Below are 17,224 nucleotides of genomic sequence, written 5' to 3' on the forward strand. Positions count from 1 at the left end.
AAAATCGGCGCCGACTAGTCATAACGCAGAAAACCCCCGCCGAATCCGGGCAGATTCAGCGGGGGTTTTGAAGTATGAGACACCCGGAAGTCGTTAGACTCGGGTACACGCTACACGGCGGGTTTTAGCCTTCGCGGTGAACCACAGCGTGAGCGAAAGACTCCAGCGCAGCCTTCGCGGTGGACTCGGGCAGCGGAGCAATCGCGGCAATTGCACGGTCCGCCCAATCGTAGGCGATCTGCCATGCTTCCTGGGTGACCGGGTGGGCGGCGAGCGCCTCCACGGCTGCATCCAGTGCCTCGTCGGAGCTCAGGTCGGCATCCAGCAGGGCGCGAACAGTAACAGCGGATTCGTCGCCGGCAGCTACCGCACGGTCCAGCAGGATGGTCGGCAGGGTGGGCACACCCTCGCGCAGGTCGGTGCCGCGGGTCTTACCGCTGGTCTTGCCGTCGCTAACGATGTCGATCACGTCGTCAGCCAGCTGGAATGCCACGCCGACCAGCTCGCCATACGCCTTGACCATGGAGATGACCTCTTCGGAAGCGCCCGAAAGCAGGGAGCCGTACTCGCCAGCAGCTGCAATCAGGGAGCCGGTCTTGCCCTCAATGACGGCAATGTAGTGGTCGAGCAGGTCCTGACCCTCGCGGGGGCCGGTGGTTTCGAAGAGCTGGCCGAGCACCAGACGCTCGAAGGTCTGGGACTGAATCTTCATGGGGCGGGTACCCAGCTCGGACACCAACAGGGATGCTCGGGAGAAGATCAGGTCGCCAGTCAGAATCGCGACGGAATTGCCCCAAATCATCTGGGCGCTGTCCACGCCGCGGCGCTTGGGAGCATCATCCATCACGTCGTCGTGGTAGAGGGTTGCCAGGTGGGTCAGTTCAACGACCACGGCGGCTTCGATGACCTCGTCGTTGATTTCGCCGTCTACGGCTGCGCAGAGCAACGCCAGCAGGGGGCGCACGCGCTTGCCGCCCGCGGAGAGCAGGTGGCGGGATGCAACATCCGCCAGGTGATCGGTCTGTGCGATGGCTTCTGCCAGGCGCTCCTCAATACGCGCGAGGGAGGAAAGAATCTGCGGACCCAGCTTGGGGTCTGCGGCGATGAGTTCGAAGCCTGCAGGAAGCTTCAGGTCGAGGTCTCCCAGCAGGTCGGTTGCGGCAATGGGCTGCTCTGCGTTGCTCACGGTGTCTTCTATCTTCTTGGTGTTGGTGTCTTCGGTGGTGTGTGAACGCGGTGTCTATGCGTTGTGTGCTTCAGGCTTGAAACCGCGGTGAATGGCGACGATGCCGCCGGTGAGGTTGCGGTACTGCACGGAGGTGAAGCCCGCCTCCTTGAACTTCTGCGCCAGTTCCTGCTGGTTGGGCCAGGCGATGATGGACTCGGCGAGGTATTCGTAGGATTCGGGGTTGGAGGAGATTGCGCGGGCAATCGGCGGAATCGCCTTCATGATGTAGTTCTTGTAGACCGCGCCGAAGGGGGCGAAGGTCGGGGTGGAGAACTCGAGGATGACGATGCGTCCGCCGGGCTTGAGCACGCGGTAGATTTCGCTCAGCGCTTTGGGGTAGTTTGCGACGTTGCGCAGGCCGTAGGACATGGTCACTGCGTCGAAGGTTTCGTCATCGAAGGGTAGGGCGGTGACGTCTGCCTGCACGAAGGTCATGTCGGGGCGGCGGCGGCGACCCACATCCAGCATGCCTTCGGAGAGGTCTGCTGCGATGACGTCCACGCCGGCGTCGGCGAAGGGTTCGGAGGAGACTCCGGTGCCTGCGGCTACGTCCAGCACTTTCTGGCCGGGGTGCGCGTCTACGGCTGCGACTGCCTGCTTGCGCCAGTAGATGTGCTGGCCGAGGGAAAGGATGCCGTTCATGAGGTCGTAGCGTTCGGCTACGGTATCGAACATGGCGGCGATATCGCTGGTTTTCTTGTCTAGGGTTGCGCGGGTTGCGCGGGTGTTCTTCTCTGCGTTCACGCTCTCAATTGTGGCATGGAGGTTACTAGATTCGATAGTTGGGTAAACCGTAGTAGTGTCGCACGGTGCGTTAAGGTGCGTTCTGAAGTGGTTTTCGAGTCGCTAATTCGGGGTTTTATTCAGTTTTTGGGGGTGTAAATTATTCATATTCAGCAAAAATTTATGAATATTTATGTATATGCTTGCATTTTTTAACATAGGCGCGCACAATAGACCATAGATTTCATAGAGCACACCCCACACAGGAGCATCCCAATGAATACCGCATCCCTCAAGAAGGCATCCCTTAAGCCCCTCGCACTGCTGGCAGTGCTACCCCTGGCACTGACCGGCTGCGTCTCCACCGCCAACGAGAACACCGACCCTAACGGCGAGGTCAGCCTCGTCAAGTCCGGCACCCTCAGCGTCTGCACCAACACCCCCTACAAGCCCTTCGAATACGAAGAAAACGGCACCATCGTCGGCCTGGACGCAGACATCGCCAACGCTATCGCCTCTGATCTGGGCGTGAAGGCTCAGCTGACCTCCATTAGCTTCGAGGGCCTAGACTCCGGTACCGGCCTGGCTACCGGTCAGTGCGATATCGCCCTGGCGGGTATCGGCGTGACCGATGAACGTAAGAGCAAGATGGAATTCACCACCGTCTACTTCGACGACAACCTGGCAATCCTGGTTCCTAAGGGTTCCTCCATCACCTCCGCAGCCGACCTGAAGGGCGTGGCCGTCGGTGCCCAGCAGGCTACCAGCGGTGAAACCTACGCCAAGGAAAACGGTGCAGAGGTCATCCAGTACGAAGACACCTCCCTCATGTTCTCCGCTCTGAAGACCGGTCAGATCAAGGCAGTCGCAGCGAACCTCTCCGTGGTTTCCGAGGCGCTGACCAACGACCCGGACTCCTTCAAGATTGCCTACCAGGATTCCGAAAACACCGAGCAGATTGCCGCAGCAGTTTCCTCCAACAACAAGGCACTGTTGGCCAAGGCAAACGCCACCATTACCAAGCTCAAGGAAAACGGCGAGCTCGACAAGATGAAGGCCAAGTGGGTTGGTGCCACTTCCTCCACCTCCGCGAGCGCCTCTTCCTCCGCTTCCTAAGCATCTAGCCGGTTAGTCTCTCTCTCCCCCCCCCAATTCAGGAGTACCCTTATTACTTTTGGGTTGGGGGCTTCTCCGGCCTTCACCCCTTGTGAGCGTGTAGAACGCTCCTAACCGAACAGCACACGGATAAACAGCACACGGATAAGAAAGCGCATGTCCTCTAAACTCTCACCCCGTCAGAAGCAGAAGCTCTTCCGCTACGCACAGTACGCCCTTCTGGCCGTTATTGCTCTGGCAGCCATTCTTCTGGCTGACTGGAAGACCCTCAGCCAACAGGTATTCAACCTGGACGTTGCGGCTGCCCAGTTCCCCGACGTCATCACCGTGGCGTTGAAGAACACCCTGCTGTACACCACCCTGGGCTTTATCGTAGGCCTCTCCGGCGGTTTGCTGCTGGCACTCATGCGTATTTCCTCCATCGCCCCCTACCGTTGGATTGCGACCCTGTACGTGGAGCTTTTCCGCGGTATCCCGGCGCTGCTGGTCTTCTTCGCGTTCGGTTACGGTATTCCTCTGGCGTTCAAGATTCGCTTCGTGGATAACCTGATTCCGGTGACCCTGTCCCTGGGTATGGTTTCGGCAGCCTACATTAGTGAGGTTCTGCGTGCGGGCCTGCAGGCGATCCCGAAGGGCCAGATGGAGGCGGCACGCTCTCTGGGTATGTCCCACACCCGCGCCATGATTTCGATCATTATTCCTCAGGCGTTCCGCGTGGTTCTGCCCCCGCTGACCAACGAGGTTATCCTGCTGACCAAGGACTCCTCCCTCGTGTACCTGCTGGGCGTGACCGTCTCGCAGTACGAGCTGGCGAAGTTCGGCCGTGAGGGCCTGACCGCCGCTAACGCGGGTCTGACTCCCCTGGTGGTTGCGGGTCTGTGCTACCTGATTATCACTGTTCCGCTGGGCCAGCTCTCCGCATACTTTGAGCGCCGCACCCAGCTTGCGGGCCGCAAGTAAGCGCAACGACAGATACGGATTACGGAAGATACTATGACTGTTTCAACTTCATCCATGGCCGCCTCCTCGGTGCGCATTTCTAACCTGCACAAGTCTTACGGCAAGGTTCAGGTTCTCAAGGGCATTGACATGCAGGTCGAGCCGGGCGAGGTCGTGTGCCTTATCGGCCCTTCGGGTTCCGGTAAGTCCACCCTGTTGCGTTGCGTGAACCTGCTGGAGGAGCCGAACGACGGCACCATCATGGTGGGCGATACCGAGGTTACCGACCCGGACGTAGACATTAACCGCGTGCGTACCCATATGGGTATGGTGTTCCAGCAGTTCAATCTGTTCGGTCACCTGAACATTCTGGATAACTGCACGATCGCTCAGATTAAGGTTCTGGGCCGTTCCAAGGCTGAGGCGGAGGCGGTTGCCCTCGAGCAGCTCGCCAAGGTTGGCCTGGAGGGCAAGGAAGACCGCTTCCCGGCTCAGCTGTCCGGTGGTCAGCAGCAGCGTGTGGCTATTGCGCGTGCACTGTCCATGCACCCGGACCTGATGCTCTTCGATGAGCCGACCAGTGCGCTCGACCCGGAGATGGTCGGCGAGGTTCTGAGCATTATGCGCAACCTTGCTGATGAGGGTATGACCATGATCGTGGTGACTCACGAGATGGCGTTCGCCCGCGAGGTCGCCGATAAGGTTGTCTTCATGGCCGATGGCGTGGTCGTGGAAGAGGGTCCCGCCGATCAGGTGATTGGCAACCCCCAGCATGAACGTACTCAGGCTTTCTTGGCGCGCGTGCTCGATCCGACCCACGCCGTAGTAGACTAGTACTAGCTCTTGAAAAACGTAGCGGGCGGTGCTGTACGAAACATTCTGTTTCGCGCAGCACCGCCCGCTTTTTAATGTTCTAGTTCGCGGCTATTTCGGTTCTAGAAGATACGGCGCGCAACCTTGTCAAAGAGACGGTCGGGCAGCACGGTATGCAGGAACACGGAGGGCTTAGCGCCGAATCCCACGAGGTAGCGGGTCTTGGGGCGGCGCGCCTCCAGGGCTCGCAGAATAGCGTTAGAGATAACCTTGGGCTCTGAGAGGTTGGAGGACGGCGAGTAGAGCTTACGCATATTTGCCGCAACCCGCTGCGCCTGAGCCGCGTAGACACCGTTTCGGGAGGATTCCTCGAGGTGGTCTGCCGCGATGAGTCCCCAGGGGGTTTTGATGCCGCCGGGCTCGATAATGACCACGTCAATACCGAACTCTTCAACTTCCATGCGCAGTGCATCGCTGAACGCCTCGAGGGCGTACTTGGTGGCGTGGTACCAGGCACCCAGGGGCGAGGTAATACGCCCCGCCATTGAGGAGATATTCAGGATGCGCCCGCTACCCCGTGCGCGCATATGCGGCAGCACCAGCTGGGTGAGGCGCGCGAGGCCGAAGAGGTTCACCTCGAACTGGCGGCGTGCCTCGTCGATGGGGACGTCTTCAATGGCGCCGTAGGATCCGTAGCCAGCGTTGTTGATGAGCACGTCAATGCGGCCTTCTGCGTCAATAATCTGCTGCACGGCGGCTTCCATGGACGCCTCATCGGTAACGTCCAGGCTGAGCGCTTTCACGCCCTCGGAGGCGAGCTCTTCAATCTTCTCAACGCGGCGGGCGGCACCGTAGACGGTGTAGCCATAGCGCACCAGTAGAGGCGCCACGTCGTAGCCGATACCGGAGCTGGCGCCGGTGAGAAGAACGACGGGGCGTTGCAGTGACTTGGGCATTGCGTATCCTTTCGGGTTGCTCCCCTTTCGGGTTGTTCCCTGCAGTGGTAGCGGGCATATTAGCGGGCGGGTACTTTCAGGGTACGCTCACGCGGGGTGAACCGGCGTGCAGAAAGCTCAGGGCGTAGCGTGAGGGTATTCTCACCGGCATATGTGAGGGCAGGAAGACAGAGAAAAAGCTCGCCGCGGCATCCTGCGCAGATGCGGCGGCGAGCTAATGTTTTGAGGTCGGGGGTTTTGGGGTCAGGGGTTTAGAGGCCGGGGATTAGACCTCTTCGACGTCGATGTTAACCTTGGGTTCGGGGTGCGATTCGCCGGTCAGCATGGTCACTAGCAGGGTGGAGTCCTTCACGGCGCGCAGGGAGTGCAGCAGCTTGGCGGTCACGTGAATCGGCTTGCCGGGTACCAGGGTAATATCGCGGTCCTTCACGTGGAAGATAACTTCACCCTTGAGCACCTGCACGAAGACGGGGTGGACGCTGTGGTGCTCGTGCCAGGACTGGCCTGCAGCCAGTTCCATGAGGGTCAGGTTGCCGCCGTCGGCATCAACGATCTTGCGGGCCTGGGGCTTATCTTCAAAGGGGGTCAGCGCTTCGGTGAGCTGGGGGAATACGAGGACGCGGCCTTCATGGGCACCTGCCATGGTACGCACCTTTCTCTTCAGGGGTGAGTGAAAGGGGGCACACACCCCCTCTCTAATATTGGTATTAAAAATACTAAATTTCTTATATTGTATTCCCCTCCCCGCACCCGGACAATATCTCAGCTCACATCAAGCTGAAACATCCCGCGCAGAGAGGGGAACAATACTTACTGGTAGCTCCACACCTTCGAATAGGCGGAGCGATTACTATTACGCGGACGCAACAGGTTCACCATCAACGCCGTCGTACCAAAGCTCACCGCAATAATCATGCAGGTCGCCGCGGTAAACGCACCACCGGGAATCGGCGCAAAAATCGCAATCAGATACAGGATGACCGCGCAGAACGACAGGAACAGCGTCGCAATCGTCATCAACGGCACCAGCACCAAACCACCGCGCGCCGGCACCGCAAAATCTGCCGGACGCACATAACGCAACACGCCCATACCCACGACCGTCCAGATGGCGGTGACCAGAATAGCGGTCACCACATCCGCCGGGCGATGCCAACCGTTAATAATCGTGGAGGCACCCGTCAGGCAGGTCGCCAACGCCGCGCAGAGAGCCACCGTGGGCCGCAAGAAACGAGGCGCCGCTAGGAAGAGCGCCGCGCCAGCCGCCGCCGCGAAGGTCGTGTGGCCGCTGGGCGCCGAGTTGCTCAGCGCCTCCTGAACACCCAGGTCGGGCTTCACAATCAGGTAGTGCTTGAGCAGATATGTACTCGTCACCGCCGCAGCCCCAACTAGCACGCCAATCAGCGAGGGCAGGAACCGGTGCTTCCAAATCAGCACCGCAATCAGACCCAGCACCGCAATCACACCAACAATCGTGGGCAAAGAATCCAGCGCAGTCAGGGTCGGACCGCGGTAACTCTTGAACTGATGCGCATACTCGGTGTACGCCTGCTCATCAACCTGCTGGCCGGTCGCCGTGTAAATGAAGAACACAAACGCACCGTAGAGAGACAGACCCAAGAACAGCAACGCCATCACGTGACGCATCAAAATACCGGTACTCGGAAGATGGTGCCCCTGCTCTTCGCCGGGACGATTCACAGGGCGGCCCGAAGCATCCACGGGAACCTGACCGGTCTGCACATACGCACCGTTCGGGTAGGCGGCGGCAGGATACGCCTCGGGAGGATAAGCCACCGGCTGCGGAGGTGCCTGCGGAGGCATCGCACGCGTGGGAAGAGGCTGCTGCGCGCCCATCTGAGGCGCACCCATTGGGGAGGCACCCATCTGATTGTTCAGCGGGAAACCGCTCACCGGAGGCTTCGGCGGATCGAGGCGGCGCGTAGCCTGCATCAGCTCATCCGCGCTGTAGTTCCCCTGAGAGGCGCGTTCCTGCGGCGAGGGAATCGTCTCAGGAATCTTAATGGGGGCACGGTAAACGCGCGGCAAAGGACGGGTCGCACCAATAACCTCTGAGGTGTCGGGGTGCGAAGAAATAACTTCGGTATTCGCCGATTCAGCGTTCGCGGAACCGGTATTCATGGAACCTGCAGGCGCAGTTTTGTTAGCCGGCGAGGAACCGTAATCCGTCAAAACTTTCGTGCGGTCATCACTGTGCGCAGTAGCAGGGGTAGCCGTCTCGTGGGAGGCGAGCACCTGGGTAGCGTCCTGATAATCAGAAAGCACCGCAGTCGGGTCCTGATAATCAGAAAGCACCGCAGTCGGGTCCTGATAATCGGAGAGAACCGCAGTCTCATCAGAGGAAAACACCGTAGTGGGCGCGTTATCGGCAGCGGCTGCACGCACGTCATCGGGGTGAAGCACACTGGTAGCGTCGAGGTTTTCGGAGCTCTCCCAACCGGAGTTTCCCGAACCTGATGTATTCGCTTGCGGTGTCTTCTTCATAACCCTTCGTACCTTCTCGCCCTCATGTCTGTTAGCCATACCCGAGCCCGCCGATGCCAGCCCCTCAAAACAGTAGCCCCCAAGCTGCCGTTTTATGCGAAGCACCGTCCGAGTTCTCGGGCGAATAACTACCTACTATCCCAGGTTAAGCTATGAAAAACTAAAGTTTTTTCGACCACAACCTGAGAGTTTCCAGAGAATGCGTGACAGGGTGCGAGCGCACCCACCCGCCCCCGGAATGTTATGGTGAGCTCATAGCGCATCACAGAAGGGCAGATACCTTGAACACCAGTATGAGCGTGCCGCCTCTCGGCTACGGTTTTCACCTCACGAACACTCCCCTGCCGCCGCTACAGGAGGTTCTGGAGAACCTGTTCACGGTCGAAATTCCGATGACGGTCACCTTCCGTGGGGTCAATAGCCGCCAGAGCGCGCTGATTTGCGGCCCGTACGGCTGGGGCGAGTTCGCGCCCTTCCTCGAGTACGGTCCGCAGGAGTCTGCGGCGTGGCTTGCCTGCGCGCTGGAGGCGGCGTGGCTGCCCACCCCGGAGCCGGTGCGTACGCGCATCCCGCTGAACGCCACTCTGCCCGCAGTACCTGCGGAGCGTGTGCCGGAGGTGCTCGCCAAGTACGCCGGTGATATTCAGGAACTCAAAATCAAGGTGGCTGAGAAGGGCCAGAGCCTCGCCGACGATATTGCCCGTGTAGCGGCGGCACGAGAAGCACTCCCGAATGCACGCCTGAAGGTGGACGCAAACATGGGCTACACTTTCGCCGGTGCCCTTGATGCGCTGCGCAAGCTCTGCGAGTACGGCATTATCTACGCCGAGCAGCCCGTGGCATCCATTGAAGATATGGCGGCGCTCCGCTTTGCCATTGCCAAGGAGGGGCTGCCCGCCCGCATTGCCGCAGACGAGTCGATCCGCAAGGCGGAAGACCCGCTGAAGGTGGCGCGCGCGAACGCCGCGGACCTCATGGTTATTAAGGCGGCACCGCTGGGCGGTGTACGCCGTGCGCTCGCGCTGGTTGAGCAGGCGCAGCTTCCGGCGGTGGTTTCTTCTGCGTTGGAGTCTTCGGTGGGCATTGGTGTCGGTGCGTCCCTGGCGGCTTCCCTTCCGACTTTGAAGTACGGGTGCGGTCTGGGCACGGTCTCCCTCATGGCTGAGGACGTCACCGATGAGCCGCTCATCGCCCGTGACGGGTTCATGGACCTGCGCGCCATCACCCCCAGCCCGCAGCGCCTGGAGCGTCTTGCCACCGATGAGCAGACCCACCAGTGGTGGGTGGAGCGCGTCACCGCCTGCTACCGCGTTCTGGAACGCACCGCTGATCTGTAACGGTTAGCGGTGTAACGGTTAGCACTGTAACGATGAGGTCGTGAAGGGTAACCATAACTGAAGGAAAATGCCCTCGGCATTAGAATGGTACGGTGACTGAAAACCGCTCAACCCCCGCCATGCTCACCGCAGTATCCGTGCTCGATTCGCTGATTCGTGCCGGTATGCGGCATGTTGTCGTGTCTCCGGGATCCCGTAGCGCACCTCTTGCGTACGCTATTGCCGCCGCCGCTGAAGCCGGCGCCCTCATTGCGCACGTGCGCGTGGACGAGCGAAGTGCAGCCTTTACCGCCCTGGGTATTGCCAAGGCGTCCGGTCAGCCCGTGGGCCTGGTGTGCACCTCCGGTACGGCACTGGGCGAGTACGTGCCCGCTGTCATGGAGGCGTACCACACCGGCGTGCCCCTGGCGGTGCTGAGCGCGGACCGCCCGGAGCGTCTGCGCGGTAGCGGCGTGAATCAGACGACCCGTCAGGCGAGTTTCTTCCATCCTTTTGTGCGTGCTGAAGCCGATCTGACCTCCTACCCCGAGCAGGTGGAGGGCGAGCAGACTCAGGCTTTTGCCGCCTGCTTGAATGCGCTGACCGGTCGTAGCGCCGAGCACTGGCGCAAGCAGTCGGCGGAGCCGATTGGCCCGGTGCACCTGAACATTTGTTTCGATACGCCGCTGACCCCCTCTGGCCGTTTTGCGCAGATGCTTCCGCAGTGGGCGCAGAGCCTGCTGGAGGATTACGACCCGCAGGCTGAGGGCCGTGCCCGCGCCGCCCGCGCCGAGGGTTCGGGGCTCTCCAGCGCTGAGCAGCGTTGGCTCCTGGACTCCTTGGAGGCGCAGGCGGACCTGGCGGAGTTCACTCCGGCGCACCGCACCGTGGTGGTTGCCGCTGACGGTGCCGGCGAGTTTGCGGCTGAGTTCGCGCGCGTGCTGAACCTGCCGCTGTTTGCGGAGCCTTCCTCCGAGGCGCGCCACGGCGCAACCTCCATTCCTCACTACCCGCAGCTGCTCGCTGATGGTTCGTTCGCCCCCGCCGCGCAGATTGAGCGTGTGGTGCTCTTCGGCCACCCGACGCTTTCGCGCCCGATTACCGCATTGCTGGAACGCGAAGATATTCAGTGCGCGTTCTACGCCCCGCGCCGCGCCAGCTGGTACGAGCCGGGCGCTCGCTCCTTCGTGGAGCTGCCGACCCCGCGCGAGCTCGCCGAGTTTGCGTGCGCATCCTCTGCTACCGCTGATGAGCTGGTGGACGAGCTGAGCTGGCTAGAGCAGTGGGTTGAGCCCGCCCGCGAGCTGCAGGATGAGCGCCTGCGCGCCATTGCCGCCTACGAACACCCCGGTGCTGAGAGTTCAGTAGGCAGCGCTGAGAGCTCGGTTGACTACACCGATTACCGCAACCGCACCGCCGGCCGCTCCTACGCCCGCCGCGTCTGGAAGGATGCGGTGGCTCAGCGTCGCCTCATGGTGTTGGGCTCCTCTAACCTGGTGCGTGATTTGGATGCGGCAGCCCCCGCCCTGGGTGAGCCCGCCCCCGCACGCGTGTTCGCCAACCGCGGTCTTGCCGGTATTGACGGCACGATTGCGACCGCTATTGGTGTGTCCCTGTCGGGCTACTACCCCGCCGGCGTGGATGAGAACTCCCGCCCGGTCGTTGGTGGTGCCGCCCTGCCGGTGACCCTGCTGTGCGGCGACCTGACCTTCCAGCACGATGTTTCCTCACTGAACCTGCCGAATACTGAGCTTCTGCCCGAACTGCGCGTTGAGGTCTTTGACGATGCCGGCGGCGGTATTTTCACGACCCTTGAACACGGTGATATGGCTCGTCAGGCGCAGTTCACCGCCGCGGTAGACCGCTTCTTCACGGTGGCTGCCGCACCGAACACTGACCTGGCACGCATGGCCGCCGGTTTCGGCACCGAATCCGGCATTGAGGTGCGCATTCACACACCCTAAAGCCGCGCGTAAAGGCGGCAGGCTAAGCCCCGTGCGCAGGGTTGACCGATATACTAAAAACTACCTGTGCCGTAGCCTTCCGTGGCTAAAAGTTAGCCGGTCGTAGCGGTTTCACTCGCCGTTACCTTCGCGTTTTCCTGCGCACCTGCTGACTCAAGGCACCCTATCTATCATTGATCAACATTCACGCTCTCACCGCTAACGCATACCGCGCTCGACCAGGGGTTTTACCCCGGTGAGTCCGGTGCATGCGGCGGACGTCGCTCCCAAGGATTCTCATGAGCTCACTCGATATTATTGTTGCTGTCCCCTCCGGAGCCGGTTGGGTTCCCGTACACGCCATGGCGGAGCTTCTCGCCCGCTACACCGGCGGCACCGTGCACACCGTGGATGTGGGCGCATCCCTCAGCAAGGAAACGAAGCTTCTGGCGCGCCTGCCCCGCCTCAAGGGCGGTTCCAATCGTTGCCTGGTGATTGCTTCTGATCCCGGTCAGCTGTACGCCATTTCGCAGCGTTCCTTCGCGTTCCGCCGCTACGGCGCGGTCTACGGCTGGGTGATTGATAGCTTCTGGGATGACCGTATTCCTGCGGTGGCTAAGTCCTCCACCTACGACCGTATTTTCGTTGCGGATGTTGACGACGTTCAGCCCTGGACTGCCGCGGGCGTGAAGAACCCCGGCGTTCTGCCCTGGGGTGCGGATGTTTGGAGCAAGTTCAGCGACCGTCTGGCTACTCTGGGCTCAAAGAGCACCGACCTGCTGCGCGTGGGCCGTCAGCCCGCCGCCTACGAAGATGACGAGGCGACCGCCGCCCTCGCCGCTGAGCTGGGTCTGAGCTTTGAGGGCCGCCCGCCCTTCGGTGCAAATGACCGCGAGTCGGCTCAGCATCTGCAGGATTCGCTGAACCGCGCGAAGTTCCTGCTGGCGTTCTCCACTTCGGTCAGCCCGGCGCCGTACACTCACCCGACCAAGGAGTACATCACCGGTCGTTGGACCGATGCCCTGGCTTCGGGCGTGACCGTGGTCGGCAAGGTTCCGAACACCACCACCGTACGTGAAATCCTTTGGGATGGCGCGACCATCGACATTGATCATGCGGATGCACGCGCGGGCCTCGCGCAGGTTGCCGATGCGGTCTCCCGTTGGACCCCCGCGCAGGGTGAGCAGCAGATTCGTCAGGCGCTGCAGCACCTGGATTGGCGTCACCGTTTCGTGCAGCTTTGCGAGGCAATGGGTGAAGTCCCGGCTTCTTTGCAGGCTGATTGCGAGGCAATGCGCGCCCAGTACGTTCAGCGCTAAATACGTGCCCTAAGGTTATGGGTATATAAAAGGTGAGGGCTGGTTTCTATCATAGAAACCAGCCCTCACCTGTATTTATGCCCCATGAGGCATATTGCATACGGGGTTTTAGTACGAAGCCTGACCCAGAGTAATCGGACCCGTGAAACCACTGGTATCCGGGTGATCCGCTTCGAGGTACGCCGCCACCGGTGCATTCTCCAGCTGAGCCAATCGATCCAGCAGGAAGCGAGTCGCACCCGGCGCATACGGCAGCTTATACATTGCCGCGGTAGTTGCTTCATCCTCACGGTCCAGAGTGGAGGAACGAATCGACTCAATAGCGGTCACCATGGTGTTACGCTCACGCTCCACGAAGGTGCGGTCCACCGGCTCACCGTTACCGGGCACATACACGCGGTAGCGATCAAATTCGAGCACGGCACCGAGAGTATCAATCCAGCGATCCGGGAAGGAATCCTCGAAGTAGGGGTCGGTACCCTCTTCAATCAGACCGCCCATGAAGAGCACATCTTCAATGCCGACCAGAATGTCACCGTCGGTGTGGCCGGGACCCATGTACATGAGGGTTGCGCTACGCTCACCCAGGTCAATGGGGGTAAAGGTAATACCGTCACCGCTATTGGCGACCAGGCGGTTGGGGACAATAATATCGGTGGCTGCACCCTGGTGGTGCGCCATTTCCGGTTCCAGCGTCTCGACATAGGGACGCTGCGCCTCACCGTATTTACGGATTGCACGCGCGGCGCGAGGATGCGCCCAGAATTCTTCGGTACCCATTGCCGCGAAAACATCGTTGCCGAAGAAACGCTCATAGTGACCGTGAGTGTTTACGACGGTGATAGGAAGGCGCGTGAGACGGCGAACCTCATCATAGATTTCGGTTGCCTGACGGGGACCTGCGCCGGTATCCACGACAAGTGCCCGTTCCAGTCCGAGGACCAGTCCGGTGTTCAGTCGGTAGTTGTCGGTCGCAATACGGTACACGCCGTCTGCGAGTTCAATAGTACGAGCCATAGATACAACCCTACTGTAATTTTTGGCGACTGAGGGGCTATTCGGGCTTCTGGAGAACATATTTTTGCACTATTGCACGCTTCTAAGGGGATGAAAGTGCATCATTCTGCATAATTCAGCCTCTACGGACAGCTGATACGTGATGCTTGACAACCTCCACAGATTGATTAGGAGGGTAGCGCGTTCCTCCTGCTAGTCCAGCGCCGGTTAGGAGCCAGTGAGCAGTCAGTGAGGAGCCCGTGGGAATCTGAGCAGGAACCAGAAATTCGCGCCCTATAGGATAGGAGTATGACTTCTTCCTCTAGCCCTTCCTCTGCTCAGCCTGTAACTCAGCCGTTCCCCAGCGGCACCGGACGCTACGCCCCCTCCCCCTCGGGTGATTTGCACCTGGGTAATTTGCGTACCGCCATTTTGGCATGGGCTATGGCGCGCCGCGGCGGCAAGCCCTTCTACCTGCGCGTGGAGGATTTGGATCGCGTGCGCCCGGGCGCGGCGGAACGCCAGATTGCTGACTTGGCGACTCTGGGCCTGGATTGGGATGCGAGCCCCGGCACCTCGACGGAGCGTATTGAGGGTAGCGAAAGCACCGAGGGCAAGGAGGCAGGGGTGCTGTATCAGAGCACGCGCCTTGCCGCCTATGAGCAGGCGGTTCAGCACCTACGAGAGGCGGGCCTCGTGTACGAGTGTTACTGCACCCGCCGCGAAATTCAGGAGGCGTCGAGTGCCCCGCACGGTGCACCGGGCGCCTACCCGGGTACCTGCCGTGAGCTGACGGAAGCACAGCGACAGGAGCGCCGTACCCAGCGTCCGCCGGCTCTGCGTCTGCGCGCCGAGTGCACGAGCTACACGGTGCAGGATGATTTTTACGGTGCCTACACGGGGCTGGTGGATGATTTTGTGCTGGTACGCAATGACGGCACCTATGCCTATAACCTGACCTCCGTGGTGGATGATGCCTTTGTGGGGGTTGAGCAGATTGTGCGCGGTGATGATCTACTCCCTTCGGCGCCTCGCCAGTCGTATTTGGCGCAGCTTTTGGGTTTGGCACAGCCGCGTTACGCGCATGTGCCGCTGGCGCTGAACGAGGAGGGCAAGCGCCTGGCGAAGCGTGACGGTGCGGTGACTCTGCCGCAGTTGCGTGAGGCGGGCGTTGAAATCCCGACGATTTTGGGGTGGATTGCCGCATCTATTCCGGTGTATAACGTTGATGGTTCTGCCCATTCGGCGGATGTTCCGGTGCCCAATGCGGCAGCGATTTTGGAGCGTTTTGATCCGGCTCGTATGGCTACTGAACCATGGGTTGTGAGGGATCTCTAAGCCTCTGTGACATTGTCGTGTAACAGTTCAACACTCCGAACGGCTTTTAAATTTTTCGTTTAATTCGTTTTAGATGCATATGCCATTGAGCGTTTGCGTTGCTTTTCAACTACATATCTTTCACTCAAGTGCCCGAAACCCTGAAATTCAAGGATTTTTCGGGCACTTTTTCGCACACGCTCCCACAATGACCCACGTGTACGACCATGGATTTTACACAGAAAATACATATTTATTCCATAGATCCTCACCCCTAAGCGTCAAATAGACTTTATTTTCAGTCCTTCAAAGCCTAGACTGTATCCTATGCCACTCATAAAGTTATGGGGTAGCGCATAAATACACACAGGCGCACACTACCACCAGGAGAGAAGGAACATTATGGCCGCGAGTACATACCAGGTCATCGCGCTGGCGATTTATTTTGTTGCCATGATCGCAATCGGCCTATGGGCAAATAGCAAGAACAACAGCCTCGACGACTATGTGCTGGGCGGGCGTCAGCTCTCCCCCACCGTCGCCGCACTCTCAGCGGGCGCCTCCGACATGTCCGGTTGGCTCCTCATGGGTCTGCCCGGCGCCGTCTACCTCAGCGGCCTCTCCCAGGCATGGCTCGCCGTCGGCCTGACCATCGGCGCATGGTGCAACTGGACGTTCGTGGCACCGCGACTGCGTAGCTACACCGAAGTAGCAGGCGACGCAGTGACCGTCCCAGTCTTCCTGAGCAACCGCCTCCATGACACCAAGCGCGTGCTGCGCATCGTCTCCGGTGTCGTGATTCTGGTATTCTTCACCTTCTACGTCTCCTCCGGTATGGTGTCCGGCGGTCTGTTCTTCAAGTCCTCCTTCGGTCAGGAATACCACACCGGTATGCTCCTGTTGGCAGGCATTACCGTGTTCTACACCTTCTTCGGCGGCTTCATGGGCGCGTCCTACACCGACATGGTTCAGGGTCTGCTCATGCTCGCAGCACTGATTGCCGTTCCGGTCGTCACCATCATTGACCTCGGCGGCGTGGGCCCCGTGGTTGAGTCCATCAGCCAGGTACGCCCCGACGCACTGAGCATCTTCGCGGGTACCACCTTCGCCGGTATTGTTTCATCCCTCGCATGGGGTCTGGGCTACTTCGGTCAGCCGCACATTATTGTGCGATTCATGGCAATGCGCACCCCCGCTGACGCCAAGTCCGGCCGCCGCATCGGCATCAGCTGGATGGTCCTGACCGTGTTCGGCGCACTGAGCGGCGCGTTCATGGGTATCGCATACTTTGCACGCCACCCCGAGGCGTCCCTCACCAACCCGGAAACCGCTGAGTCGGTCTTCCTGGACCTCGCCCAGATTCTGTTCCACCCCCTCATTGCGGGCCTAATTCTGGCTGCGGTTCTGGCGGCAATTATGTCCACCCTCTCCTCGCAGCTGATTGTGTGCTCCTCCGCTCTGGTGGAGGACCTCTACGGCATCTTCTCCTCGAAGAAGCTCAGCGCCGGCAAGTCCCTGTGGCTCGGCCGTGCAGGCGTGGCAATCGTGGCGCTGGTCGCCGGTGCCCTGGCATGGAACCCCAACAGCTCCATTCTGCAGCTGGTCGCATTCGCTTGGGCTGGCTTCGGTTCGGCATTCGGCCCGACCGTTCTGCTCTCCCTCTACTGGCGTAAGCTGACCACCCAGGGTGCACTGGCCTCCATGATTACCGGCGCCGTTGTGGCATTCGCATGGGGCCAGAGCCCCATGAAGTCTGTGCTCTACGAAATGGTTCCCGGCTTCGCTTCGGCGCTGCTTGTCGCCATCGTGGTTTCGCTCATGACCTACAAGAAGAACGACGCCATTGACGAAGAGTTCGACCGCGCGGTTGAGCTCGCCAAGGTCAAGTAAAGAGTCTCTTCCCCAAGGCTCGGGCCGCACACACGCGGTCCGAGCCTTGGTCTGTTTATAGGGTCTTAACCTGCCAAGATACAGGTATGAGCGCAAGGACAGAGGCCCTTCCCGCGCATCATATTCTGTTATTGGAATATTATGCCGAGCGTGCTTCGTTCCC

The 17,224-nt window shown here is 60.2% G+C and carries 14 protein-coding genes; 8 read left to right on the plus strand and 6 right to left on the minus strand.

The window, feature by feature from the left end:
- Positions 1-124 precede the first annotated feature (124 nt).
- On the minus strand, positions 125-1,186 hold the full coding sequence (locus HMPREF2749_RS06230; protein WP_049349169.1) for a polyprenyl synthetase family protein: 1,062 nt from the start codon (positions 1,184-1,186) through the stop codon (positions 125-127).
- Positions 1,187-1,240: 54 nt separating this feature from the next.
- On the minus strand, positions 1,241-1,972 hold the full coding sequence (locus HMPREF2749_RS06235; RefSeq protein WP_049349165.1) for a demethylmenaquinone methyltransferase: 732 nt from the start codon (positions 1,970-1,972) through the stop codon (positions 1,241-1,243).
- 255 nt (positions 1,973-2,227) lie between these two features.
- On the opposite strand from HMPREF2749_RS06235, the gene HMPREF2749_RS06240 reads away from it, so the two are divergent.
- The 3 genes from HMPREF2749_RS06240 to HMPREF2749_RS06250 all read left to right on the plus strand — a co-directional run bounded on the left by HMPREF2749_RS06240 (position 2,228) and on the right by HMPREF2749_RS06250 (position 4,840).
- On the plus strand, positions 2,228-3,067 hold the full coding sequence (locus HMPREF2749_RS06240; RefSeq protein ID WP_070593759.1) for an ABC transporter substrate-binding protein: 840 nt from the start codon (positions 2,228-2,230) through the stop codon (positions 3,065-3,067).
- A 156-nt stretch (positions 3,068-3,223) separates the two neighbouring features.
- On the plus strand, positions 3,224-4,027 hold the full coding sequence (locus HMPREF2749_RS06245; protein WP_012902971.1) for an amino acid ABC transporter permease: 804 nt from the start codon (positions 3,224-3,226) through the stop codon (positions 4,025-4,027).
- Between the two features lie 33 nt (positions 4,028-4,060).
- On the plus strand, positions 4,061-4,840 hold the full coding sequence (locus HMPREF2749_RS06250) for an amino acid ABC transporter ATP-binding protein (RefSeq protein ID WP_070593760.1): 780 nt from the start codon (positions 4,061-4,063) through the stop codon (positions 4,838-4,840).
- A 101-nt stretch (positions 4,841-4,941) separates the two neighbouring features.
- On the opposite strand, the gene HMPREF2749_RS06255 is transcribed toward HMPREF2749_RS06250, so the two are convergent.
- From HMPREF2749_RS06255 to HMPREF2749_RS06265, 3 genes are all read right to left on the minus strand, one after another.
- Positions 4,942-5,775, minus strand: a complete 834-nt coding sequence (locus HMPREF2749_RS06255) for an oxidoreductase (RefSeq protein ID WP_049327512.1) — start codon at positions 5,773-5,775, stop codon at positions 4,942-4,944.
- Positions 5,776-6,040: 265 nt separating this feature from the next.
- Positions 6,041-6,418, minus strand: a complete 378-nt coding sequence (locus HMPREF2749_RS06260) for a cupin domain-containing protein (protein WP_049341046.1) — start codon at positions 6,416-6,418, stop codon at positions 6,041-6,043.
- A gap of 167 nt (positions 6,419-6,585) precedes the next feature.
- Positions 6,586-8,280: a phosphatase PAP2 family protein gene (locus HMPREF2749_RS06265; RefSeq protein WP_070593762.1), complete on the minus strand. Its 1,695-nt coding sequence runs from the start codon at positions 8,278-8,280 to the stop codon at positions 6,586-6,588.
- 293 nt (positions 8,281-8,573) lie between these two features.
- On the opposite strand from HMPREF2749_RS06265, the gene HMPREF2749_RS06270 reads away from it, so the two are divergent.
- The 3 genes from HMPREF2749_RS06270 to HMPREF2749_RS06280 all read left to right on the plus strand — a co-directional run bounded on the left by HMPREF2749_RS06270 (position 8,574) and on the right by HMPREF2749_RS06280 (position 12,858).
- Positions 8,574-9,617, plus strand: coding sequence for an o-succinylbenzoate synthase (locus HMPREF2749_RS06270; RefSeq protein WP_070593764.1), 1,044 nt, complete (start codon positions 8,574-8,576; stop codon positions 9,615-9,617).
- A gap of 92 nt (positions 9,618-9,709) precedes the next feature.
- Positions 9,710-11,560, plus strand: coding sequence for a 2-succinyl-5-enolpyruvyl-6-hydroxy-3-cyclohexene-1-carboxylic-acid synthase (menD, locus tag HMPREF2749_RS06275; protein WP_070593766.1), 1,851 nt, complete (start codon positions 9,710-9,712; stop codon positions 11,558-11,560).
- Between the two features lie 278 nt (positions 11,561-11,838).
- Positions 11,839-12,858, plus strand: coding sequence for a glycosyltransferase (locus HMPREF2749_RS06280; RefSeq protein WP_070593769.1), 1,020 nt, complete (start codon positions 11,839-11,841; stop codon positions 12,856-12,858).
- A 108-nt stretch (positions 12,859-12,966) separates the two neighbouring features.
- On the opposite strand, the gene HMPREF2749_RS06285 is transcribed toward HMPREF2749_RS06280, so the two are convergent.
- Positions 12,967-13,875, minus strand: coding sequence for an MBL fold metallo-hydrolase (locus HMPREF2749_RS06285; protein ID WP_070593770.1), 909 nt, complete (start codon positions 13,873-13,875; stop codon positions 12,967-12,969).
- A 288-nt stretch (positions 13,876-14,163) separates the two neighbouring features.
- Between HMPREF2749_RS06285 and gluQRS the strand changes: the two genes are divergently transcribed.
- Both gluQRS and putP read left to right on the plus strand, forming a co-directional pair.
- A complete protein-coding gene (gluQRS, locus tag HMPREF2749_RS06290) occupies positions 14,164-15,192 on the plus strand; it encodes a tRNA glutamyl-Q(34) synthetase GluQRS (RefSeq protein ID WP_070593772.1) in 1,029 nt (342 codons plus the stop codon).
- A gap of 381 nt (positions 15,193-15,573) precedes the next feature.
- Positions 15,574-17,061, plus strand: a complete 1,488-nt coding sequence (gene putP, locus HMPREF2749_RS06295; protein ID WP_049341036.1) for a sodium/proline symporter PutP — start codon at positions 15,574-15,576, stop codon at positions 17,059-17,061.
- The last annotated feature ends 163 nt before the right edge of the window (positions 17,062-17,224 follow it).

The organism is Rothia sp. HMSC075F09 (genome assembly GCF_001810515.1).
Classification (GTDB): Bacteria; Actinomycetota; Actinomycetes; order Actinomycetales; family Micrococcaceae; genus Rothia.